Origin of the sequence: Paenibacillus sp. FSL M7-0896, assembly GCF_037975415.1 — a bacterium.
GTDB classification, from domain to species: Bacteria; Bacillota; Bacilli; order Paenibacillales; family Paenibacillaceae; genus Paenibacillus_AQ; species Paenibacillus_AQ silagei.
In genome coordinates this window covers 6939396-6956408 of the sequence record NZ_CP150250.1, presented here as the reverse complement: position 1 = coordinate 6956408, position 17013 = coordinate 6939396, and the positions used below count along the sequence as shown (strand labels likewise).

Here is a 17013-nt window from a genome sequence, read left to right as displayed (position 1 = left end):
TAAATAAACACAAACATTCAGTGTATTATTTCGTAATAAAACCGAAGACATCGCAAATTCATTGTAATATAATCTAACTCATACCAAGGAAACGCGAATTAATGTTAACTAATATAACATTAATAGAGATAGCGACATCAGGAGAGGAGCATAAACCATGCAGATTGCAGCAACACCTTACATCTGGCCTTATGACGGGGCTGTGGACCCGGCGAAGACAGCGCTGATGATTATCGACATGCAGACGGATTTTTGCGGCAAGGGCGGTTACGTCGAGAGAATGGGTTATGACCTCTCATTAACAGCGAGGGCGATCCAGCCCATTCAGCGGCTGCTGGCCCGTATCCGGGACATCGAAGGCTTCACCGTGATCCATACCCGCGAGGGGCATAAGCCGGATCTGTCGGATCTGCCGGCGAACAAGCGGTGGCGCAGCCGCCAGATCGGGGCCGAGATCGGCTCCGAAGGACCGGCGGGACGAATCCTCGTGCGGGGGGAGCGCGGCTGGCAGATCATTGATGAGCTGGCGCCTGCCCACGGAGAGTACATTATAGACAAGCCGGGCAAAGGGAGCTTTTACGCAACAGACCTGGACCTGATCCTGAAGAATAAAGGAATTACCCATCTGATTCTGACCGGTATTACTACCGATGTCTGTGTACACACCACGATGCGGGAAGCCAATGACCGCGGGTACGAGTGTCTGATCCTTGCAGATTGTACAGGAGCGACGGATGAAGCGAATCACCTGGCGGCGCTGAGTATGGTTCAAATGCAGGGCGGAGTGTTCGGCAGTGTAAGTGATTCACAAGCGGTGCTGAAGGCGCTGGAGCAATACTAAATCATTCATAAACGGGGGAATAACCATGTGGAACAAGTCCAGAACAAAAGCGCTGATGCTGTTAACCTCGCTAATGCTGCTCCTGACCGCCTGCGGTAACAATACGGAAGCCGGGAAGGCTGAAGGCCAGGGAGCGGAAGGCTCGGGCGAGCTGAAAAAGGTGGTGCTCCGGCTGAAGTGGATTCACCAGGCGCAGTTTGCCGGCTTTTATACCGCAGTGGAAAAAGGCTTCTATAAAGAAGCGGGGCTGGATGTTGAGATCCGCCCGGGGGGCTCGGATTTCCCGGCTGTGCAGATGGTAGCTTCCGGCAGTGAGGAGTTCGGAGTTACCGGTGCCGACCAGATCGTCATCGCCAGAGAGAAAGGCGTCCCGGTCAAAGCGTTGTCCGCGATCTACCGCAAAACCCCGTTCGTCATGTTCACGCTCAAAGAGTCAGGGATCAAGACGATGGAGGATCTGGTCGGGCAAAAGGTGGGCATTAAGCTGGGCGGCAACGAAGAGCTGACCTTCCGGGCCATGGAGAAAAGCGCGGGTATCGACCCTTCGCAAATCGAAGAGATGCCGGTCAAATATGATCTGAGTCCGCTGTTAACCGGTCAGGTCAAGGCCTGGCCCGGATATGTCATTAATGAAGTGCTGGCTGTAGAGGAGCAGGGCAAGGAAGTGAATATTATCGACCCGAACGACTATGGCATCAATTTCTATGCTGATACCTTGTTCACTACGGAGTCTATCATCAAGAAGGACCCGGAGATGGTCGCAAGCTTCGTGCAGGCGTCTATGCAGGGCTGGGATTATGCAGTAAAGCATCCGGAGGAAGCGGCGGAATTCGGTCTGAAGTATGGCGAGAAGCTGGATCTGAAGCATGAGGTCAATATGATGAAGGCCAGCATTCCGCTGCTGGATCCGGAGAAGCTCCCGCTGGGCTCAATGGACGAGGCATCTTGGGAGACATTGCAGAAGAATCTGGTCGAGCTGGGATTTGTGAAAAAGGAACAGGACATCGGCGGATTGTTCACCAACGAGTTTTTGAAATAAGGAGGGACCCGATAATGACAACAGCGATCAAAGAACAGCTGGATGCTGCCGCCGCGCGGCATCCCGGTACCCGGGAAACCATGCTCTCCCTGCGCAATTGCTCTCTTTCTTTCGGCAACGTGCCTGTGCTGGATCAGGTCAGCCTTGATGTATACCGCAATGAGTTCATTTCGATTCTTGGACCAAGCGGCTGCGGGAAATCCACAACACTCCGGTTGATGCTGCGGCTGTTAAGCCCGGAGGCCGGTGGAGAGGTGGCGTATGCTTCACCTGATCTGTCCCTGGGCATGGTCTTCCAGAAGCCGGTCCTGATGCCGTGGCTCAGCGCGCTGCAGAATGTCATGCTGCCGCTGGAGCTGGGCGAGAAGAAGAAGTTCAGCAAAGCCGAGGCACGTGAAAAAGCAGAAAGTGCCCTGAGCCTGGTCGGCCTCCAGGATTATCTGAACCACTTCCCGCATCAGCTCAGCGGCGGGATGCAGCAGCGGGCAGCGATTGCCCGAGCTCTGGCGGCTGATCCGACGGTGCTGCTGATGGATGAGCCGTTCGGCGCACTGGATGAGCTGACGCGTGAGAAGCTGAATTTCGAGCTGCTGCGGCTATGGGAGAGCCCGGAGACCAGTCTAAGCAGCATTGTGATGGTCACCCATTCGATCCATGAATCCGCGCTGCTGTCGGACCGGGTCGTGATGATGTCTCCCCGGCCTGCCGGTGTGACGGATATCATTCCGGTGACGCTGCCCTCCCCGCGTGAGGCGGGCATGGAGGAGCTGCCGGAATTTCACCGGATTGTCAAGGAACTGAGAAAGCGGGTGAAGCATCTATGACGGTCAAAATCAAAGACACCCTGTACCCGGTCACGTTTGCGCTCGGCTTCCTGCTGCTGTGGGAGTTGGCTGTACGTCTCCTGTCGGTTCCGATGTATCTTCTACCTGCGCCTACGCAGGTAGTCTCGGCTATCAATGGCTCGCTGTGGTCGCATACGCTGGTTACGCTGGGCGAAGCGCTGACCGGGTTCATTCTCGCCAATATCCTCGGCCTGGCTACCGCAGTGATTTTTGTTCATTCCAAGCCGATTGAGAAAGGGATGTTCCCGCTGGCCATCGCCCTTAAGACTACGCCGCTGGTGGCGCTGGCCCCGCTGCTGGTCGTCTGGCTGGGGACCGGGTATACCTCGAAGGTAATCGCTTCGATGCTGATCTGTTTTTTCCCGATTCTGGTGAACAGTGTCAAGGGGCTTAAGGCCATTGAATACGAAGCCTGGGAGCTGTTCTCCACCTACAAAGGGACGAAAAGCGAAATCTTTTGGAAGCTGCGCCTGCCGACGAGTCTGCCTTATATCTTCTCTGCCCTCAAAATCTCCACCTCGCTCGCGATAGTCGGTGCCATAGTCGGCGAATTTGTCGGAGCGAATAAGGGACTCGGTTATGTAGTGCTTGTCTCTTCCTATCATATGGATACGCCGGTGATGTTCTCGGCCATTATTGCTTCGGCGCTGTGCGGCCTGCTGCTGTTCTGGTGTATCGGGCTGCTGGAGAAACGGGTTATTTTCTGGACAAGGAGCGATGATCTATGATGAACTGCTCGGTCATTCGAATCCCGGCAGGCGCGCCGCATGATATGTCGGGATTAAGCGCAGCGGTGGAAGCAGGCCTGTTCCGGCCGGAGGAAGTGGTCGCGGTGCTGGGGAAGACGGAGGGAAACGGCTGTGTGAATGATTTTACACGGGGTTATGCTGTGATGGCCTTGAAAGGATTCTTTGCTGAAGCGGCAAAAGGAGGAGCTGCCGACATCTCTTATGTGATGTCCGGCGGTACGGAAGGGGTACTCAGTCCGCACTTCACGGTTATCAGCCGCAGCGGGCAGAAGGAGCCGGGTATGGTCACTGATGGCCTGAAGTCACTCGCCATTGGAGTCGCCAGAACCCGGAGCTTCCGGCCGGAGGAACTGGGACGGCTCCCTCAGGTGGACGCCGTGGCGGATGCCGTGGCCCGTGCGGTCATGGATGCGGGCATCACCTCACCGGAGGATGTGCATTTTGTACAAATCAAATGTCCGCTGCTTACCGCTGAGCAGATCTATGAGGCACACAACCGTGAGGTATCGCTCGTCACAGAGGATACTTATAAATCGATGGGCTATTCCAGAGGAGCTTCTGCACTGGGTGCCGGGGTAGCGCTGGGTGAGGTGGATCGTGCGGCCTTGCAGGAGGAAGATATCTGCACGGACTGGACTCAATTCAGCGCGGTAGCCTCCACTTCGGCGGGCAGTGAGCTGTCCTGCTGCGAAGTGATTGTGTTCGGGAACTCACTGTCTGCGGACGGCCCGTACCACATCGACCATGCCGTGATGCAGGATGCTGTGGATGGCGCTGCGCTTCAGGGCCTGCTGGACCGTTATCCCGGTGAAGAGCTGGTGCAGGTGCTGGCCAAGGCGGAAGCCGATCCCGATGGCATCATCCGCGGACGCCGCCATATCATGCTGGATGACTCGGATATCAATCATACCCGCCATGCGCGGGCTGTAGTCGGCGGTGTGCTGGCCTATGTCGGCGGCGACCCGATGATCTACGTCTCCGGCGGAGGCGAGCATCAGGGGCCGAAGGGCGGAGGACCGGTGGCGGCTGTGTTCCGCCGCAGGTAGCAGAGCTTTTTGACAGGAGCAATGTATTATCACTATCCATCATGGGGGAATCGAATATGCATACACAGGAAACGAAAGTGCTGGCAGCAGCAGATATGACATGGGAGCTTATGCCGAATCACATAGAGCTGTATCACCGGGAGATTGTCTCGGCAACGGAGGCGGACCGCCTGGGCATCCGCATGAGCTCGATTCTGTGGGAGAAGCTGGGGATCGGCGGCCAAGTCTTGCCGCATTATCATGATGTAGTCGAAATCATTCATATTACCGTAGGAGAGGTCAAGCTGCTATGTGACGGGGAGTGGTACAGCTACCGGGCCGGAGATACGTTCCATGTGCCTGCGGGCGTAGTCCATTCTGTCAGGAATACAGGGGATTCTCCTTCGGAGCAGATCAGTATTTTTGTACCGGCGGAGGCGGAGGTGCCGTCCAACAGCTTCTTCGGCACTACACTAATCGAGGATATCTATTCTTCCAAGCTATAGTAAAGGCGGCGGAGCCATGGGCAGCAATGTAATTACCGGTTTGACCTGCAGCGATATCCTGCTGATTCCCGACCTGAAGGAAGCGGCCCTGCTGGCTGGGGCCGGGGGCCTTGGACGTTATATTAACCGGGTCAATGTAATGGAGGTTCCCGATGTCATTGACTGGGTCCGTCCGGGAGAGTTCCTGATTACAAGCGGCTTCCCCTTTCATAACCGGCCGGAGCTGATCGCCGAGATTATTCCCCAGCTGAACCAGAAGGGAGTGTCCGCGCTCGGGATCAAAACCAAACGTTATATCGATGAGATTCCGCCGAGGGCGTTGGAACTCGCGGATCAGCTGGGCTTCCCGATCTTCGAGCTGCCCGCCTCCACCTCCTTCTCCGATGTGGTCCGCGACATTATGGAGCGGGTGCTGGTGCAGGAGGCGCGGGAGCTCTCGCAGCTGCAGAGCCGGTTCCAGAAGCTGTCGAAGCAGCTTCTCCATGGCGACGGGATTGAGGATTTCCTGCTGACGCTGGACGGGATGCTGCATAATCCGGTCGTCCTGCTGGATGATACCGATCAGGTCTTCTGTTCTCCGCAGGCGGATGCGCTACAGCTGGAGGAGCAGCTTCCGGCCTGGATACAGCTTCGCCAGGAAGGCAGTCTCGGCATTACATTCCTCACAGTTGGAGAACGGCGTATCCGAGCTTATGTCTCGGCTGTCAATGACAAGGGAGCAGAGCAATGTCTGCTGGTGCTGCTGGAGTGGAACAGCGAGCTATCGGTAGTGGATCAGTTAACGATTGATCGGGTCGGTGTACTGGTCGGACTGGAGATGATCAATGCCGGGGCCCGCCGGGAGGTGGAGCTGAAGTATGTGGACCAGTTCCTGCAGGACTGGATCAGCGGCCGGATTGCCGCTGCCGAGGATCTGAAGCTGCGTGGCGCAGCCTGCGGCTGTCCGCTACCGGAGCGTCCGCTGCGTGCTGTAACCATCGGATGGCTGGAGGATAAGCCGGAGCTTAAGCAGCTGCAGCAGGTAGTGAAGCGGGTGCGTGCCCGGGCAGACCTTCAGCATGTGAAGCTCACCATCCTTGAAGGGGAGCTGGTGCTGACCGTGCCGGAGCAGCCGGAGCTTCCGCTGGAGGAGACGCTGGGTCGTCTGCTGGCCGAGATGAACCGGATAGTTGTCAGCGGGAGCTGCGCCTTCTGTATTGGCGATCTTGCGGACGGCCCTGATCAGGTGCGGTTCAGCTATGAATCCTCCCGCAAAATCGCCCGCATCCGCCAAATCAGCGGCTACAGCGGGTCTTATGTCGATTACCGGAAGCTGGGTGTCTTCCGGCTGCTGTACCATCTGCCTGAGCTGGAGGAGATCACCGAGTACAGGGATCAGTATATTGCTCCGCTGCTGGAGTACGACCGCAAGCATAATGCTTCGCTGCTCCAGACGCTCCAGCTGTATTTCAAGTGCAACCGCAACGTGAAGCGGACCTCCGGCGAGCTGTTCACTCATTATAATACGGTCACCTACCGGATCGACCGGGCCTGTGAGCTGCTGGGATTAAGCCAGGATGACGGTGACGATATGCTGGAGCTGCAGCTTGCGCTGAAGCTGCATGAGATGGGCAAGGGCCGCAGGTCCGGCACCGATACGCAGAGAAGGAGATGAAGCCTGATGACAGCAATAACAGAATGGCCCGCGAAGCTGACAGCCGGCTGGCTGCGGGGGCAGTATTTGAGCGGCACGCTGGACCCGGAGGAGGTTATCCGGGAGATCATCCGCCGCGCTGCGCGGGATAAGGACATGAACATCTGGATTGAAGCGCCCGCCGTGGCGCAGATCGCTCCCTACCTGGCAGCGCTCAAAGAGCTGAATCCACAGGAGCATCCCTTGTGGGGCATTCCATTCGCGGTGAAGGATAACATCGATGTGAAGGGGCTGCCCACGACGGCGGCATGTCCTGAATTCGCTTATCAGCCGGAAGCCGACGCAGCGGTCGTGGCGAGATTGGTGGCTGCGGGGGCGATCCCTGTCGGCAAAAGCAATCTGGACCAGTTCGCCACAGGACTCGTCGGTGTGCGCAGCCCTTACGGCGAGACGCATAATGCCCTGCGTCCCGAATACATCAGCGGCGGCTCCAGCGCCGGTTCGGCGGTTGCTGTAGCCCGGGGCCAGGCGGTATTCAGCCTGGGCACTGATACCGCCGGCTCGGGCCGTGTGCCGGCCGCACTGAACGGGCTGGTCGGCTACAAGCCCAGCCTGGGCGCCTGGCCGGTGCGCGGCGTAGTGCCGGCGTGTGCCAGCCTGGATTGTGTCACCGTATTCGCGAACAATCTGGAGGATGCACTTACGGTGGACCGCGCAGCACGCGGCTTCGAGGCAGCCGATCCGTGGTCACGTTCCGTGAAGCGGGAGGCTGCCGCTCTGCCCGGGAAGCTGCTGCTGCCGGAAGCGCCGCTGGACTTCTACGGGCCCCATGCGGACGAATACCGCCGGGCCTGGGAACGGGCCGAAGCGGCGGTGCAGGAGCTGGGGCTGCCGGTTGAACGGGTGGACTGTACGCTGTTCTTCGAAGCGGCAGCCATCCTGTACGATGGCCCCTGGGTAGCCGAACGCTGGGCGGATCTGGCCGGATTCGTGGAGCGTCACCGTGAAGCAGTGCTGCCGGTAACGGAGTCGATTCTCTCCTCCGGGGCCGCGGAGCGCCACACTGCTTCGAGCCTGTTCCAGGCCATGCACCGCTTGCAGCAGTATAAGCGGGAAGCGGAGCTGCTGCTGCGGGATGCGGTGCTGGTCCTGCCGACCTGCGGCGGAACCTGGACCCGGGAGCAGGTGGCTGCGAACCCGGTAGGGGCCAACTCCGATATGGGCCGCTACACCAATCACTGCAACCTGCTGGACCTGTCGGCGGTGGCAATTCCCGCCGGGGAAGCGGCGGGGAACCTGCCGTTCGGCATTACGCTGTTCGCTCTGGCGGACAGTGAGCATCTGCTTGCCGGAGCCGGGGCGCGGCTTCTGGCGGAGGGGAATGATGGTGAGAGTGGGGGGAGTGCTGCCGGGGCCGAGGCTCAACTTCTGGCAGAGCACCAATCGCTGGAGTCGGAAGCTGGCGGAGGTACTAGTGGTGCAGGTGGTACTGCTGGGGCTGACGTTGGTGAGGCCGGAGGGACTGGTGCTGCTACTAGCGCCGAACTACCAGCGTCCGGCATGGTTACACTTGCGGTCTGCGGGCTGCATATGCGCGGCTTCCCGCTGGAGAAGCAGATGCTGGAGCATGGCGCCCGCTTCTGGCAGGAGGCGCGGACTGCTGCCTGTTATGAGCTGGTCAAGCTCCCCACCGTACCGGCGAAGCCGGGCCTGCTGAGACAGGCGGCAGGGGGAAGCGCAATCGAGCTGGAGCTGTGGCAGATGCCGGTGGAAGCGCTGGGCGCGTTCGCTGCGCTTATCCCGGCTCCGCTGGGTCTCGGGCGGGTGGCCCTCGCGGATGGGCGCGAAGTGACGGGCTTCATCTGCGAAGGCTATGCCGCCGCCGGAGCTGAGAACGTTACGGCCTACGGGGGCTGGAGATACTTGCCTGCTGAATAAATACCGCTTTCAGCGTGCAGCTCTGCATGCCGATTAACTGCCGCTTTCGGCGTTCACCTCTGCGTGCGTTATACTAAGGTGGAATTTGTGTATCCCATCTCGTGTCACCGGGATACATGTAGTAATTAGTTGGATTTTCTCCATTTGCTGCTGGTGGAATACCTCCTATGGGAACAGCAGATGGATAAACAGCACTTATTTTGTCCGGTTTTAACGCATTCCATAGATTGCGGCGGATTAGATGTACTTTTTCCAACTGCTTCAGTCAAATCGGCTGATTTGGCTGTATTAAGTGCCTTTTTTCCAACTGCTATAACTTTACGCGCTGCCACCCAAGCCACTTTACCCGCGCGCATCCCATCCCACCAACAAGTTGCAGAAATCCCAAAAAAGGACTCTCCCAAGCTTATAGCTTGTGGAAGAGTCCTTTTTGTATGAATTGGATGGCGCGTGCAGGCTGTGCCTTGACATGCTGTGGTACGGTGGAAAGGGCCGCATAATCGGCGCGTTCAATCTCCTCAAGAATCCGGTTCAGGTGGGAGAACACCGCACCGAGATCACGGAAGGCCGCGAGCGGGCACTGATCCTGCAGCTCCGAGAACCAGGCGAGCTGCACATCGCGGGCTCTTCTCAGACTCTCGGGGAGTGACCGTCCGCTGCATTCGGCATCCGATAGCGTCCGTGTGCCGTACAGGGCGATACAGTCTGCCGTTGCGGTTACAACCTCCAGCATCCAGTCGGCTGCGGCATAATGGGCCGGCAGCAGGGCGATCTCTTCGCTTATGGCTTTGACATAGGAGTGGACCTTGATGAGATGGGTGGTCGTCTGTGTCAGCTTGCCAATGTCCTTACGGCACTGGTAATGAGACAGCGTGTAATGCATCTCCTTCTGCAGCCGGTCGCTCTTCTTCAGCAGCTCGCCGGAGCTCTCAAGAGCAGCCTTGGCCTGTGCGGCATCCCGGCCGCTTGCAGCGAATCCGGTTAAGGCGTCGGATAAGGTCAGGCTGCCCTTCAGTGCCAGGTCCTTGACCTTGACGAAGCTCTTGGGCGGCACGATAATCATATTGATGATGAGGGCAATCAGCACGCCGATCAGCGTCTCGGCGACTCTCCAGACGATATATTGGTCATGATAGAAGGTAAGTGCGAGAACCGAGGTGACGCCGACCTGGGAGACGGCCTGGATATTGATCCGGCAGGCTGTAGCCACCCCAATGCCGATCAGCAGCATCAGCAGGATCGACAGCGCGCCCACATCGAAGAACTTGCCCACGATCAGGCTGACGATTCCGCCGAGGATGACGCCGGTCATGCGGTAGAAGCCTTTTTCGAGGGAGGCCTTGACACTGCTCTGGGTAATCAGAATCGCCGCAAGCGGGGCGAAGTACAGGTACTGGTCTCCGTAAATGGTGTGCACCGTCAGCCACGAGAGCGAAGCGGCGAGTGTAATCCGTATCATATATAAGGATAATCCGAACTTTTCAAGGCGCTCCTGTAAGCCCTCGTTCATGTTTGTCATCTTCTTTCATGTAAATAGGAAAAATTTTATGGTTTTCATCCGTTTTCATTATAGCACCTCAAAACAGGCTGGAGGCGGGCAAGATTTTACGAACTTGTTAAGTTTTTGTGCGCGATTTCACAATGTAAGCTATCGCATATATTGCAGGATTCCTTTATGCTATATATATTGAAGTCTGTCGAACTAAGGCAGGAATTGTCGCTTATCCGTGCTGAGCATGCTGCTGCCGGATTGTCTCCCGCAAGAAGCGGGTAAAATAGGTTGACTACATAAGTAAGGGAGGTTGTTAGCTATAGCTACCCCGGAAGGCACTATTATTTCTTTTGACCAGGTGATTAAGCAATACGACGACGAAGAGGCTGTACTCAAAGGCGTGAGCTTCGAAATTGAACGCGGTAAATTCTACACGCTGCTGGGCCCTTCGGGCTGCGGAAAAACGACCATTCTACGTCTGATCGCCGGCTTCGCGGAGCCGACGGAAGGTTCGATCTATCTGAACGGCAAAATTATCAACCACATTCCCGCCAATGAGCGGCAGGTCAATACGGTATTTCAGGACTATGCGCTGTTTCCGCATCTGAACGTATTCGAGAATGTGGCGTTTGGACTGCGCATCAAGAAGCTGAAGAAGGATGTTATTCAGCAAAAGGTGCAGGAAGCGCTGCGCTTCGTCAACCTGGTCGGCTATGATCAGCGGGCCATTAATGAAATGTCCGGCGGGCAGAGGCAGCGTGTCGCCATTGCACGCGCCATTGTTAACGAGCCTCAGGTGCTGCTGCTGGACGAGCCGCTCTCGGCGCTTGATCTGAAGCTGCGTACGGAGATGCAGTATATTCTGCGGGAGATGCAGCAGCGGCTGGGCATCACCTTCATCTTCGTCACCCATGACCAGGAAGAGGCGCTGGCGATGTCCGACTGGATCTTCGTCATGAACGGCGGCAAGATTGAGCAGAGCGGCACGCCTAATGATATCTACGATGAGCCGATTAACCGGTTCGTGGCTGACTTCATCGGAGAGTCGAACATTGTACCGGGTGTGATGATTGAGGACTATGTGGTTGAATTTAACGGTCACCGGTTCGAGTGTGTCGATGCGGGTCTGCGGCCGAATGAAGCGGTGGAGATTGTCATCCGTCCCGAGGATCTGGAGATTGCTACAGTTGAGGCGGGCAAGCTGAAGGTGCGTGTGGATTCGCAGCTGTTCCGCGGGGTTCACTACGAGATCAGCTGCTATGACGGCTCCGGCCATGAATGGCTCGTCCATTCTACCCGTAAGGCGGAGGTTGGCTCCGAGATCGGGCTGTATTTTGACCCTGAAGCGATCCATGTTATGCGTTTCGGTGAAACGGAGGAAGAGTTCGACAAGCGTCTGGAGGCTTACGCCGAGGTGGAGAGCCATGGTGACTAAGGGCAAGTCGTATTATCTCATCCCGTACTACCTGTGGATCGCGCTGTTTGTCATTGCGCCGGTGCTGCTGGTGGTCTACTATTCCCTGTTCGATCTGGAGGGGAAGCTGACGCTGAATAACTACGTCAATTTCTTCACACCGGTCTATATGAGAATGATGCTGAATTCGTTCTGGTACGCTTTTCTGATCACGGTGTTCTCGCTGCTGGTGGCTTATCCGGCCGCTTATCTGCTGACGCGAACGAAGCACAAGCAGCTGTGGTTGCTGCTGATTATTCTGCCGACCTGGATCAACCTGCTGCTGAAGACTTATGCCTTCATCGGGATTTTCGGCACCTTCGGCCCGGTCAATAATTTCTTTGATCTGATGGGGCTGGGTGAGCAGCAGATTCTGTTCACGGGCTTCAGCTTCGTGTTTGTGTCGGTCTATATTTTCATTCCATTCATGATTCTGCCGATCTTCAGTGCCCTGGATGAGATGAATCTGTCGCTGGTGGATGCCGCGCGCGATCTGGGTGCATCGGGATGGACAACGTTCCGGAGGGTGGTTTTTCCGCTGACGATCTCGGGTGTACGCTCCGGCTGCATGGCGGTATTCATTCCGGCGCTGTCGCTGTTCATGATTACGCGTCTGATTGCCGGGAACCGGGTGATTACGCTCGGCACCGCGATTGAGCAGCACTTCCTGGTCACACAGGATTGGGGTATGGGCTCCACCGTTGCGGTGTTCCTGATCGCCATTATGGCGCTGTTCATGATTCTGACCGGCGGCTCCCGGAAGGGGGTGCGCGGATGAAGAACAGACGCAGGATTAAGAACAAGAATGGCATCGCCAATATCTATCTGGTGCTGGTCTTCCTGGTGCTGTACGCGCCGATCTTCTATCTGATGTACTACTCGTTCAACAGCGGCGGTACGATGCACAAGTTCGAAGGCTTCACGCTGGATTATTACCGTGAGGTAGTTGCCGATACCCGGCTGATGATTATTGTGATTAACACACTGGTCATCGCCCTTCTGTCATCGGCCATTGCGACCATCATAGCGGTAATCGGTGCGCTGGCGATCCATCATGTCCGCAGCCGCCGGGCCAAAAACACGCTGCTCTCGCTGAACAATGTGCTGATTGTCAGCCCGGATGTCATTATCGGTGCCTCCTTCCTGATCCTGTTCACGATTGTCGGGATCAAGCTCGGTTTCACCTCCGTGCTGCTCTCGCATGTGGCGTTCAGCATTCCGATTGCGGTCATTATGATCCTGCCGCATCTGCAGGAGATGAGCCCGACCCTGACGGATGCCGCGCGTGATCTCGGCGCTACGCGCCGGGATGTGCTGACAAAAGTCATTCTGCCGATCATCAAGCCGGGAATCTTCAGCGGATTCTTCATGGCCCTGACCTATTCCCTGGATGATTTCGCAGTCACCTTCTTCGTCACGGGCAATGGCTATTCCACCCTGTCGGTGGAGATCTATTCCCGTGCCCGTCAGGGGGTCTCGCTGTCGATTAACGCGCTGTCGACGCTGATTTTCCTCTTCACAATTCTGCTGGTCATCGGTTATTACTACCTGAACCAGCGTAAAAGCCGCCCGGCGGCACAGATTGCCGAGCCGGTGGCCGAAGCGGGGGTGCCTAGATGAAGCAGCTAGTCAATACGTTCCTGGCGATTCTGATCGTCGCCTTCGGACTGATGTTCCTGGCCTCCCGGCTGAACTCGGCCCAGGGCTATTCTGGCGGCAACACGCTGACTATCTATAACTGGGGCGACTATGTGGACCCCGATCTCCTGAAGCAATTCCAGGAGGAGACCGGGATTACGGTCATCTACCAGACGTTCGATTCCAATGAAGCGATGCTGACCAAGGTAGAGCAGGGGGGTACGATCTTCGATGTTGTGATCCCCTCTGACTACGCGATCGCCAAGATGCGGGAAGAGAATCTGCTGCTGCCGCTGGATCACAGCAAGCTGCCGAATCTCGCCAACATCGATTCCAAGTTCATGAATCTGTCCTTCGATCCCGGTAACAAGTATTCGGTTCCTTATTTCTGGGGGACGGTGGGGATCATCTTCAACCCGGAGATGACGAAGGGCATCGATTTCAGCAGCTGGAATTCCTTATGGGACAAGCGGCTGAAGAATAATATCTTCCTCGTGGACGGAGCCCGTGAGGTCATGGGCATGGCGCTGAACAGCCTGCACTATTCCGTCAATGACACGAAGGAGGAGCATTTGCAGGAGGCGCTCGCGAAGCTGAACAAGCTGTCCCCAAATGTGAAGGCCATTGTGGGTGACGAGGTCAAAATGCTGCTCGCCAACGAAGAAGCGGCGGTCGGTATCGTCTGGTCCGGCGACGCTTCGGAGATCATGGATGACAACGACAAGCTGGACTTTGTCGTGCCGGAGGAAGGCTCGAACAAATGGTTCGACAACATGGTCATTCCGCGCACCGCCGGCAATGTCGAAGGCGCGCATAAATTCATCAACTTCATGCTGCGGCCGGATGTGGCGGCCCAGAATACGGAATACGTCGGCTATTCCACGCCGAACGTTCCCGGCCTGAAGCTGCTGCCGGAGGACATCTCCGGTGACGAGCGCTTCTACCCGCCCGCCGAGCTCACCGACCGGCTGGAGGTCTACGACAACCTCGGCAAGCGGATGCTTGCCCACTATAATGAGCTGTTCCTGATGTTCAAGATGAATAAGAAGTAGCTGGCGTAAGCGCCGGAAGAGTACAGAAGCCCCCTGCATGCGCGTATTGCGTAGGCGGGGGGCTTGTTTCTGAATCATCCAAAGGGTGAGCCTGGAATGTATGTGAAAAACCGAACAAAATGTGTCGACGAGAAGGTGCTGTAGCGAGATGTATGCGAAAAACTGAATACAATGTGGTGATGAGAGGCTACATGGGGCGGTAGTATGCGGAAAACTGAATACATTGCAATGTGCTGACGATATGAGTTATGTATGGGGCATAGGCCTCGCATTTTTTACGAGTAGGGTGATTTTGTACTTTGGGCGAACTATACCAGTCTTACGCAATAAAAAAGGCCCGCCCATTATTGGCGAACCCGAGCAGACGAGCTTTCCTTTTTCAACTTAGCAATAGCGTCACTGACCCTTTTATCACGCTCTGGATTAGGTCCAGGCATTGATTGTTGCACATAATGACCATCAGCATACTGGCGGACAACATCATCGAGATCAACAGCAGGATGCTTCTTCACGATCATCACCTCTTTAAGAGAAGTATAACATAATGAGACGTTTGGCTACAGTCTCGTCAATAATGATTAGGCCGCCGCCAAAATGTGAAGCCCCGACGATACTCGTGTAATAATGTATCAGCCTTGGCTTGATTTTTGATTGCAAGGCGACAGCACCACCAAGTCCAAGTTCGTTGCTTCGCTTGCAAGCAAAAGCGAGTAAATGCAATCCAACTCCGCTAAACTCCTTGCGCTGTGGAGGAATGCTCTCAATAAGATGTACCCAGACATGATCTTCCTTTCCCTCAAGAGATATAGCACCTTGAATAACTGCATTTCCGCATATCACCATCTTATAGACTTCGATTCCGCGTTGGCTGAAATATATGGACCAGTCGAAGCCTTTTTCCCAATCATGCATCTGATGTTGTATGTCATAGGGTTGCAACGCTAAAAAAGAAACAGGGTAAGTCTCGCCGCTGCGATTATGTAATAGCACTATTCTACCTCCTAACTCTCTATACCACGGCAATGATTGAGAAGAGGTCGGATTGATGGCGCAACATTCGGACGGCAGTTCTGTAATCGACAGATAAGTCTAGTATGATGCCCCCACTCTAGCCTTGCCCGACGTTCCACCTCAGCTGATAAACTGATCATGTGCTTCTTCAAAAGTCATGCTCCTCATCCTCTCCGGAAAATAGAAAACGCCCCGGCTTCCCCATAAAGGGGTAACCGGGACGTTCTTCGTCTCGCTGGTATAAGTATAGGGTAAATGCTGGGGGAAAGCTAGAATGCAGCAAGAAGTGCGCCTAATTCATGCCGATTCGCATACGGATGGGTATCACTGCATAGAACTATAAGCTTGATGAAATGATGTTGCTTTTGAATTTCGTGCTGTTCTAATTAAAAGTTTGTATTTTTCCATTTCTTCTTCTCCTGCTGTATACCTGTATTGTTCAAATAGATCAACACAAGTAATGGCTATACTTTCGTTGTTGATTTTAGCGGAGGATTCCAGGTTTCGCAGTACATTCGTAAACTTCTCATAATACTTATTGTGAAGGTAATAGGCTGCTAATTCAGCAAGAAAGCGGGCATGCTTGTCTGCCATAACTTGTTGATTATATTCTCCAAATACCGATTTATAGGTGCGGTAAGGGATGTGCTCAGAGAAGCGTTCCAGAATATCATCCACATTCCAATTATACCGGTTCGCTGACTTAACAATATGGTACATAGCCGTAAATATCTCGTCTGGCTGCTTAGAGATATACTCCACATAATCAGGCAATACCTCTAGCTGTCCATCAAGCAGACGATATAGGAAGATATTTGCCTTCCCCCACTCCCTGAACTGGGCTAATGTCCGAGCTGCTTTATCATCCTTCTCTTGTATCCAGCTACAATCCGTATAGAGGGGGACGCGCTCAATCGCTGATTTGTAATCCCCGTATTCCATACAAATACTTGAGAGGTGGAGCTGAGCATTTAGAATATATAAATACAGCGGACTTGAAGGTGATCTTTCGTTGTCCGGTTTACGTTTTGAGCGGAGCTGGAGATCGTAACGGAGGGTAGCCAGCTCAAGCATTTTCTCGGCAAGCTCGTTCACCTTGGACCACTTTTGCAGAGAGTAGTAGACATCCAGCAGGTCTTTCAATCCGTCCAGCTGATCCGCTTCATTCAGCCGGTCGATGAAGCATTCGAACAGGATGGCTACCCGCAGATTACTGCTCTGGTCATCACCGAGGCCAATCCGGAACAAGCGATATTGGCATATTGCCAGCCGTTCGGAATTCTGATATTTCTCACTCGTGCTCACATTCTCATACAATAATGCTGCTGCGTGCCACAATCCCTGCTCGAACAATCCTTCTGCAACTTCGAATAGCATAGGGGCATAGACCAGATTCTCCAGCAGGTTCCTAACTACCTGTTCAACACAGTCAAGACGGCCGAGCGCCGCTGAACGCACAAGAAACGGCCGCAAGCGCCGCCAGGTGGGAGCCGAATGATGAAAGCATTCGTCCACGTATAAGGTATAGAAGTAGTCCTCCGGCAGGCCCATACCCCGGGTAATACGCTCCAGATGATCCATGGCAATCGGTTGACGGTCTTTAACGACACGGCTGAGTGTGCCGGAATTAATTCCTGAAGAGATGGCAAACTGATTAATGGACAGGCCCTGATTAGACAAATATGCGGTTACCTGATCGCGAATCGTGGTTGTGGACTTCATATAACACCACCTGACCTAATCCCAGTAATTAGATTTTTATTTCATTGGTGTAATAATATGTGATAATAT

General features: G+C 55.1%; 16 protein-coding genes. 12 read left to right on the top strand and 4 right to left on the bottom strand.

What is annotated here, in order from left to right:
• Positions 1–157 precede the first annotated feature (157 nt).
• Genes MKY12_RS30095 through atzF form a run of 8 tightly spaced genes read left to right on the top strand, consistent with a single transcriptional unit; the run spans position 158 to position 8576 of the window.
• Positions 158–841, top strand: coding sequence for an isochorismatase family cysteine hydrolase (locus MKY12_RS30095; RefSeq protein WP_036728124.1), 684 nt, complete (start codon positions 158–160; stop codon positions 839–841).
• 25 nt (positions 842–866) lie between these two features.
• A complete protein-coding gene (locus MKY12_RS30090; protein ID WP_036728127.1) occupies positions 867–1880 on the top strand; it encodes an ABC transporter substrate-binding protein in 1014 nt (337 codons plus the stop codon).
• Positions 1881–1894: 14 nt separating this feature from the next.
• Positions 1895–2704 (top strand): ABC transporter ATP-binding protein, encoded by an 810-nt coding sequence (locus MKY12_RS30085; protein ID WP_036728130.1) that lies wholly within the window; start codon positions 1895–1897, stop codon positions 2702–2704.
• On the top strand, positions 2701–3453 hold the full coding sequence (locus MKY12_RS30080; RefSeq protein ID WP_036728133.1) for an ABC transporter permease: 753 nt from the start codon (positions 2701–2703) through the stop codon (positions 3451–3453). The genes MKY12_RS30085 and MKY12_RS30080 overlap by 4 nt, the downstream gene beginning before the upstream one ends.
• Positions 3450–4520 (top strand): ring-opening amidohydrolase, encoded by a 1071-nt coding sequence (locus MKY12_RS30075; protein ID WP_339311954.1) that lies wholly within the window; start codon positions 3450–3452, stop codon positions 4518–4520. Before MKY12_RS30080 ends, MKY12_RS30075 begins: the two co-directional genes overlap by 4 nt.
• A gap of 56 nt (positions 4521–4576) precedes the next feature.
• Positions 4577–5005 (top strand): cupin domain-containing protein, encoded by a 429-nt coding sequence (locus tag MKY12_RS30070; RefSeq protein WP_036728136.1) that lies wholly within the window; start codon positions 4577–4579, stop codon positions 5003–5005.
• Positions 5006–5021: 16 nt separating this feature from the next.
• Entirely contained in the window at positions 5022–6659 is a 1638-nt protein-coding gene (locus tag MKY12_RS30065) for a PucR family transcriptional regulator (protein WP_076074703.1), read from the top strand.
• 6 nt (positions 6660–6665) lie between these two features.
• The gene (gene atzF, locus MKY12_RS30060) at positions 6666–8576 is read left to right on the top strand and encodes an allophanate hydrolase (RefSeq protein WP_339311951.1); all 1911 of its coding nucleotides are present in this window, start codon (positions 6666–6668) and stop codon (positions 8574–8576) included.
• Between the two features lie 406 nt (positions 8577–8982).
• Here the strand turns inward: atzF and MKY12_RS30055 are convergent, their stop codons facing one another.
• Complete coding sequence (locus MKY12_RS30055; RefSeq protein ID WP_339311949.1) at positions 8983–10086, bottom strand: FUSC family protein; 1104 nt, start codon at positions 10084–10086, stop codon at positions 8983–8985.
• 292 nt (positions 10087–10378) lie between these two features.
• Here MKY12_RS30055 and MKY12_RS30050 point away from each other — a divergent pair, with 292 nt between their 5' ends.
• The 4 genes from MKY12_RS30050 to MKY12_RS30035 are packed head-to-tail and all read left to right on the top strand — an operon-like array spanning position 10379 to position 14211.
• On the top strand, positions 10379–11503 hold the full coding sequence (locus tag MKY12_RS30050) for an ABC transporter ATP-binding protein (protein WP_339311947.1): 1125 nt from the start codon (positions 10379–10381) through the stop codon (positions 11501–11503).
• A complete protein-coding gene (locus MKY12_RS30045; RefSeq protein ID WP_339311945.1) occupies positions 11493–12299 on the top strand; it encodes an ABC transporter permease in 807 nt (268 codons plus the stop codon). Before MKY12_RS30050 ends, MKY12_RS30045 begins: the two co-directional genes overlap by 11 nt.
• A 14-nt stretch (positions 12300–12313) precedes the next feature.
• Positions 12314–13141, top strand: a complete 828-nt coding sequence (locus MKY12_RS30040) for an ABC transporter permease (protein ID WP_076074941.1) — start codon at positions 12314–12316, stop codon at positions 13139–13141.
• Positions 13138–14211: an ABC transporter substrate-binding protein gene (locus tag MKY12_RS30035; RefSeq protein ID WP_036728155.1), complete on the top strand. Its 1074-nt coding sequence runs from the start codon at positions 13138–13140 to the stop codon at positions 14209–14211. The genes MKY12_RS30040 and MKY12_RS30035 overlap by 4 nt, the downstream gene beginning before the upstream one ends.
• Before the next feature lie 344 nt (positions 14212–14555).
• Here the strand turns inward: MKY12_RS30035 and MKY12_RS30030 are convergent, their stop codons facing one another.
• From MKY12_RS30030 to MKY12_RS30020, 3 genes are all read right to left on the bottom strand, one after another.
• Positions 14556–14723: a hypothetical protein gene (locus MKY12_RS30030; RefSeq protein WP_339311944.1), complete on the bottom strand. Its 168-nt coding sequence runs from the start codon at positions 14721–14723 to the stop codon at positions 14556–14558.
• Positions 14724–14736: 13 nt separating this feature from the next.
• Entirely contained in the window at positions 14737–15201 is a 465-nt protein-coding gene (locus MKY12_RS30025) for a hypothetical protein (protein ID WP_339311942.1), read from the bottom strand.
• A 345-nt stretch (positions 15202–15546) separates the two neighbouring features.
• Positions 15547–16944, bottom strand: coding sequence for a helix-turn-helix transcriptional regulator (locus MKY12_RS30020; RefSeq protein ID WP_339311941.1), 1398 nt, complete (start codon positions 16942–16944; stop codon positions 15547–15549).
• Positions 16945–17013: the final 69 nt, after the last annotated feature.

Coding starts and splice junctions, on each gene's coding strand:
- MKY12_RS30070 (WP_036728136.1), top strand. CDS start 4,577: ATGCATACACAGGAAACGAAAGTGCTGGCAGCAGCAGATATGACATGG.
- atzF (WP_339311951.1), top strand. CDS start 6,666: ATGACAGCAATAACAGAATGGCCCGCGAAGCTGACAGCCGGCTGGCTG.
- MKY12_RS30075 (WP_339311954.1), top strand. CDS start 3,450: ATGATGAACTGCTCGGTCATTCGAATCCCGGCAGGCGCGCCGCATGAT.
- MKY12_RS30055 (WP_339311949.1), bottom strand. CDS start 10,086: ATGAACGAGGGCTTACAGGAGCGCCTTGAAAAGTTCGGATTATCCTTA.
- MKY12_RS30035 (WP_036728155.1), top strand. CDS start 13,138: ATGAAGCAGCTAGTCAATACGTTCCTGGCGATTCTGATCGTCGCCTTC.
- MKY12_RS30085 (WP_036728130.1), top strand. CDS start 1,895: ATGACAACAGCGATCAAAGAACAGCTGGATGCTGCCGCCGCGCGGCAT.
- MKY12_RS30045 (WP_339311945.1), top strand. CDS start 11,493: ATGGTGACTAAGGGCAAGTCGTATTATCTCATCCCGTACTACCTGTGG.
- MKY12_RS30095 (WP_036728124.1), top strand. CDS start 158: ATGCAGATTGCAGCAACACCTTACATCTGGCCTTATGACGGGGCTGTG.
- MKY12_RS30080 (WP_036728133.1), top strand. CDS start 2,701: ATGACGGTCAAAATCAAAGACACCCTGTACCCGGTCACGTTTGCGCTC.
- MKY12_RS30020 (WP_339311941.1), bottom strand. CDS start 16,944: ATGAAGTCCACAACCACGATTCGCGATCAGGTAACCGCATATTTGTCT.
- MKY12_RS30090 (WP_036728127.1), top strand. CDS start 867: ATGTGGAACAAGTCCAGAACAAAAGCGCTGATGCTGTTAACCTCGCTA.
- MKY12_RS30065 (WP_076074703.1), top strand. CDS start 5,022: ATGGGCAGCAATGTAATTACCGGTTTGACCTGCAGCGATATCCTGCTG.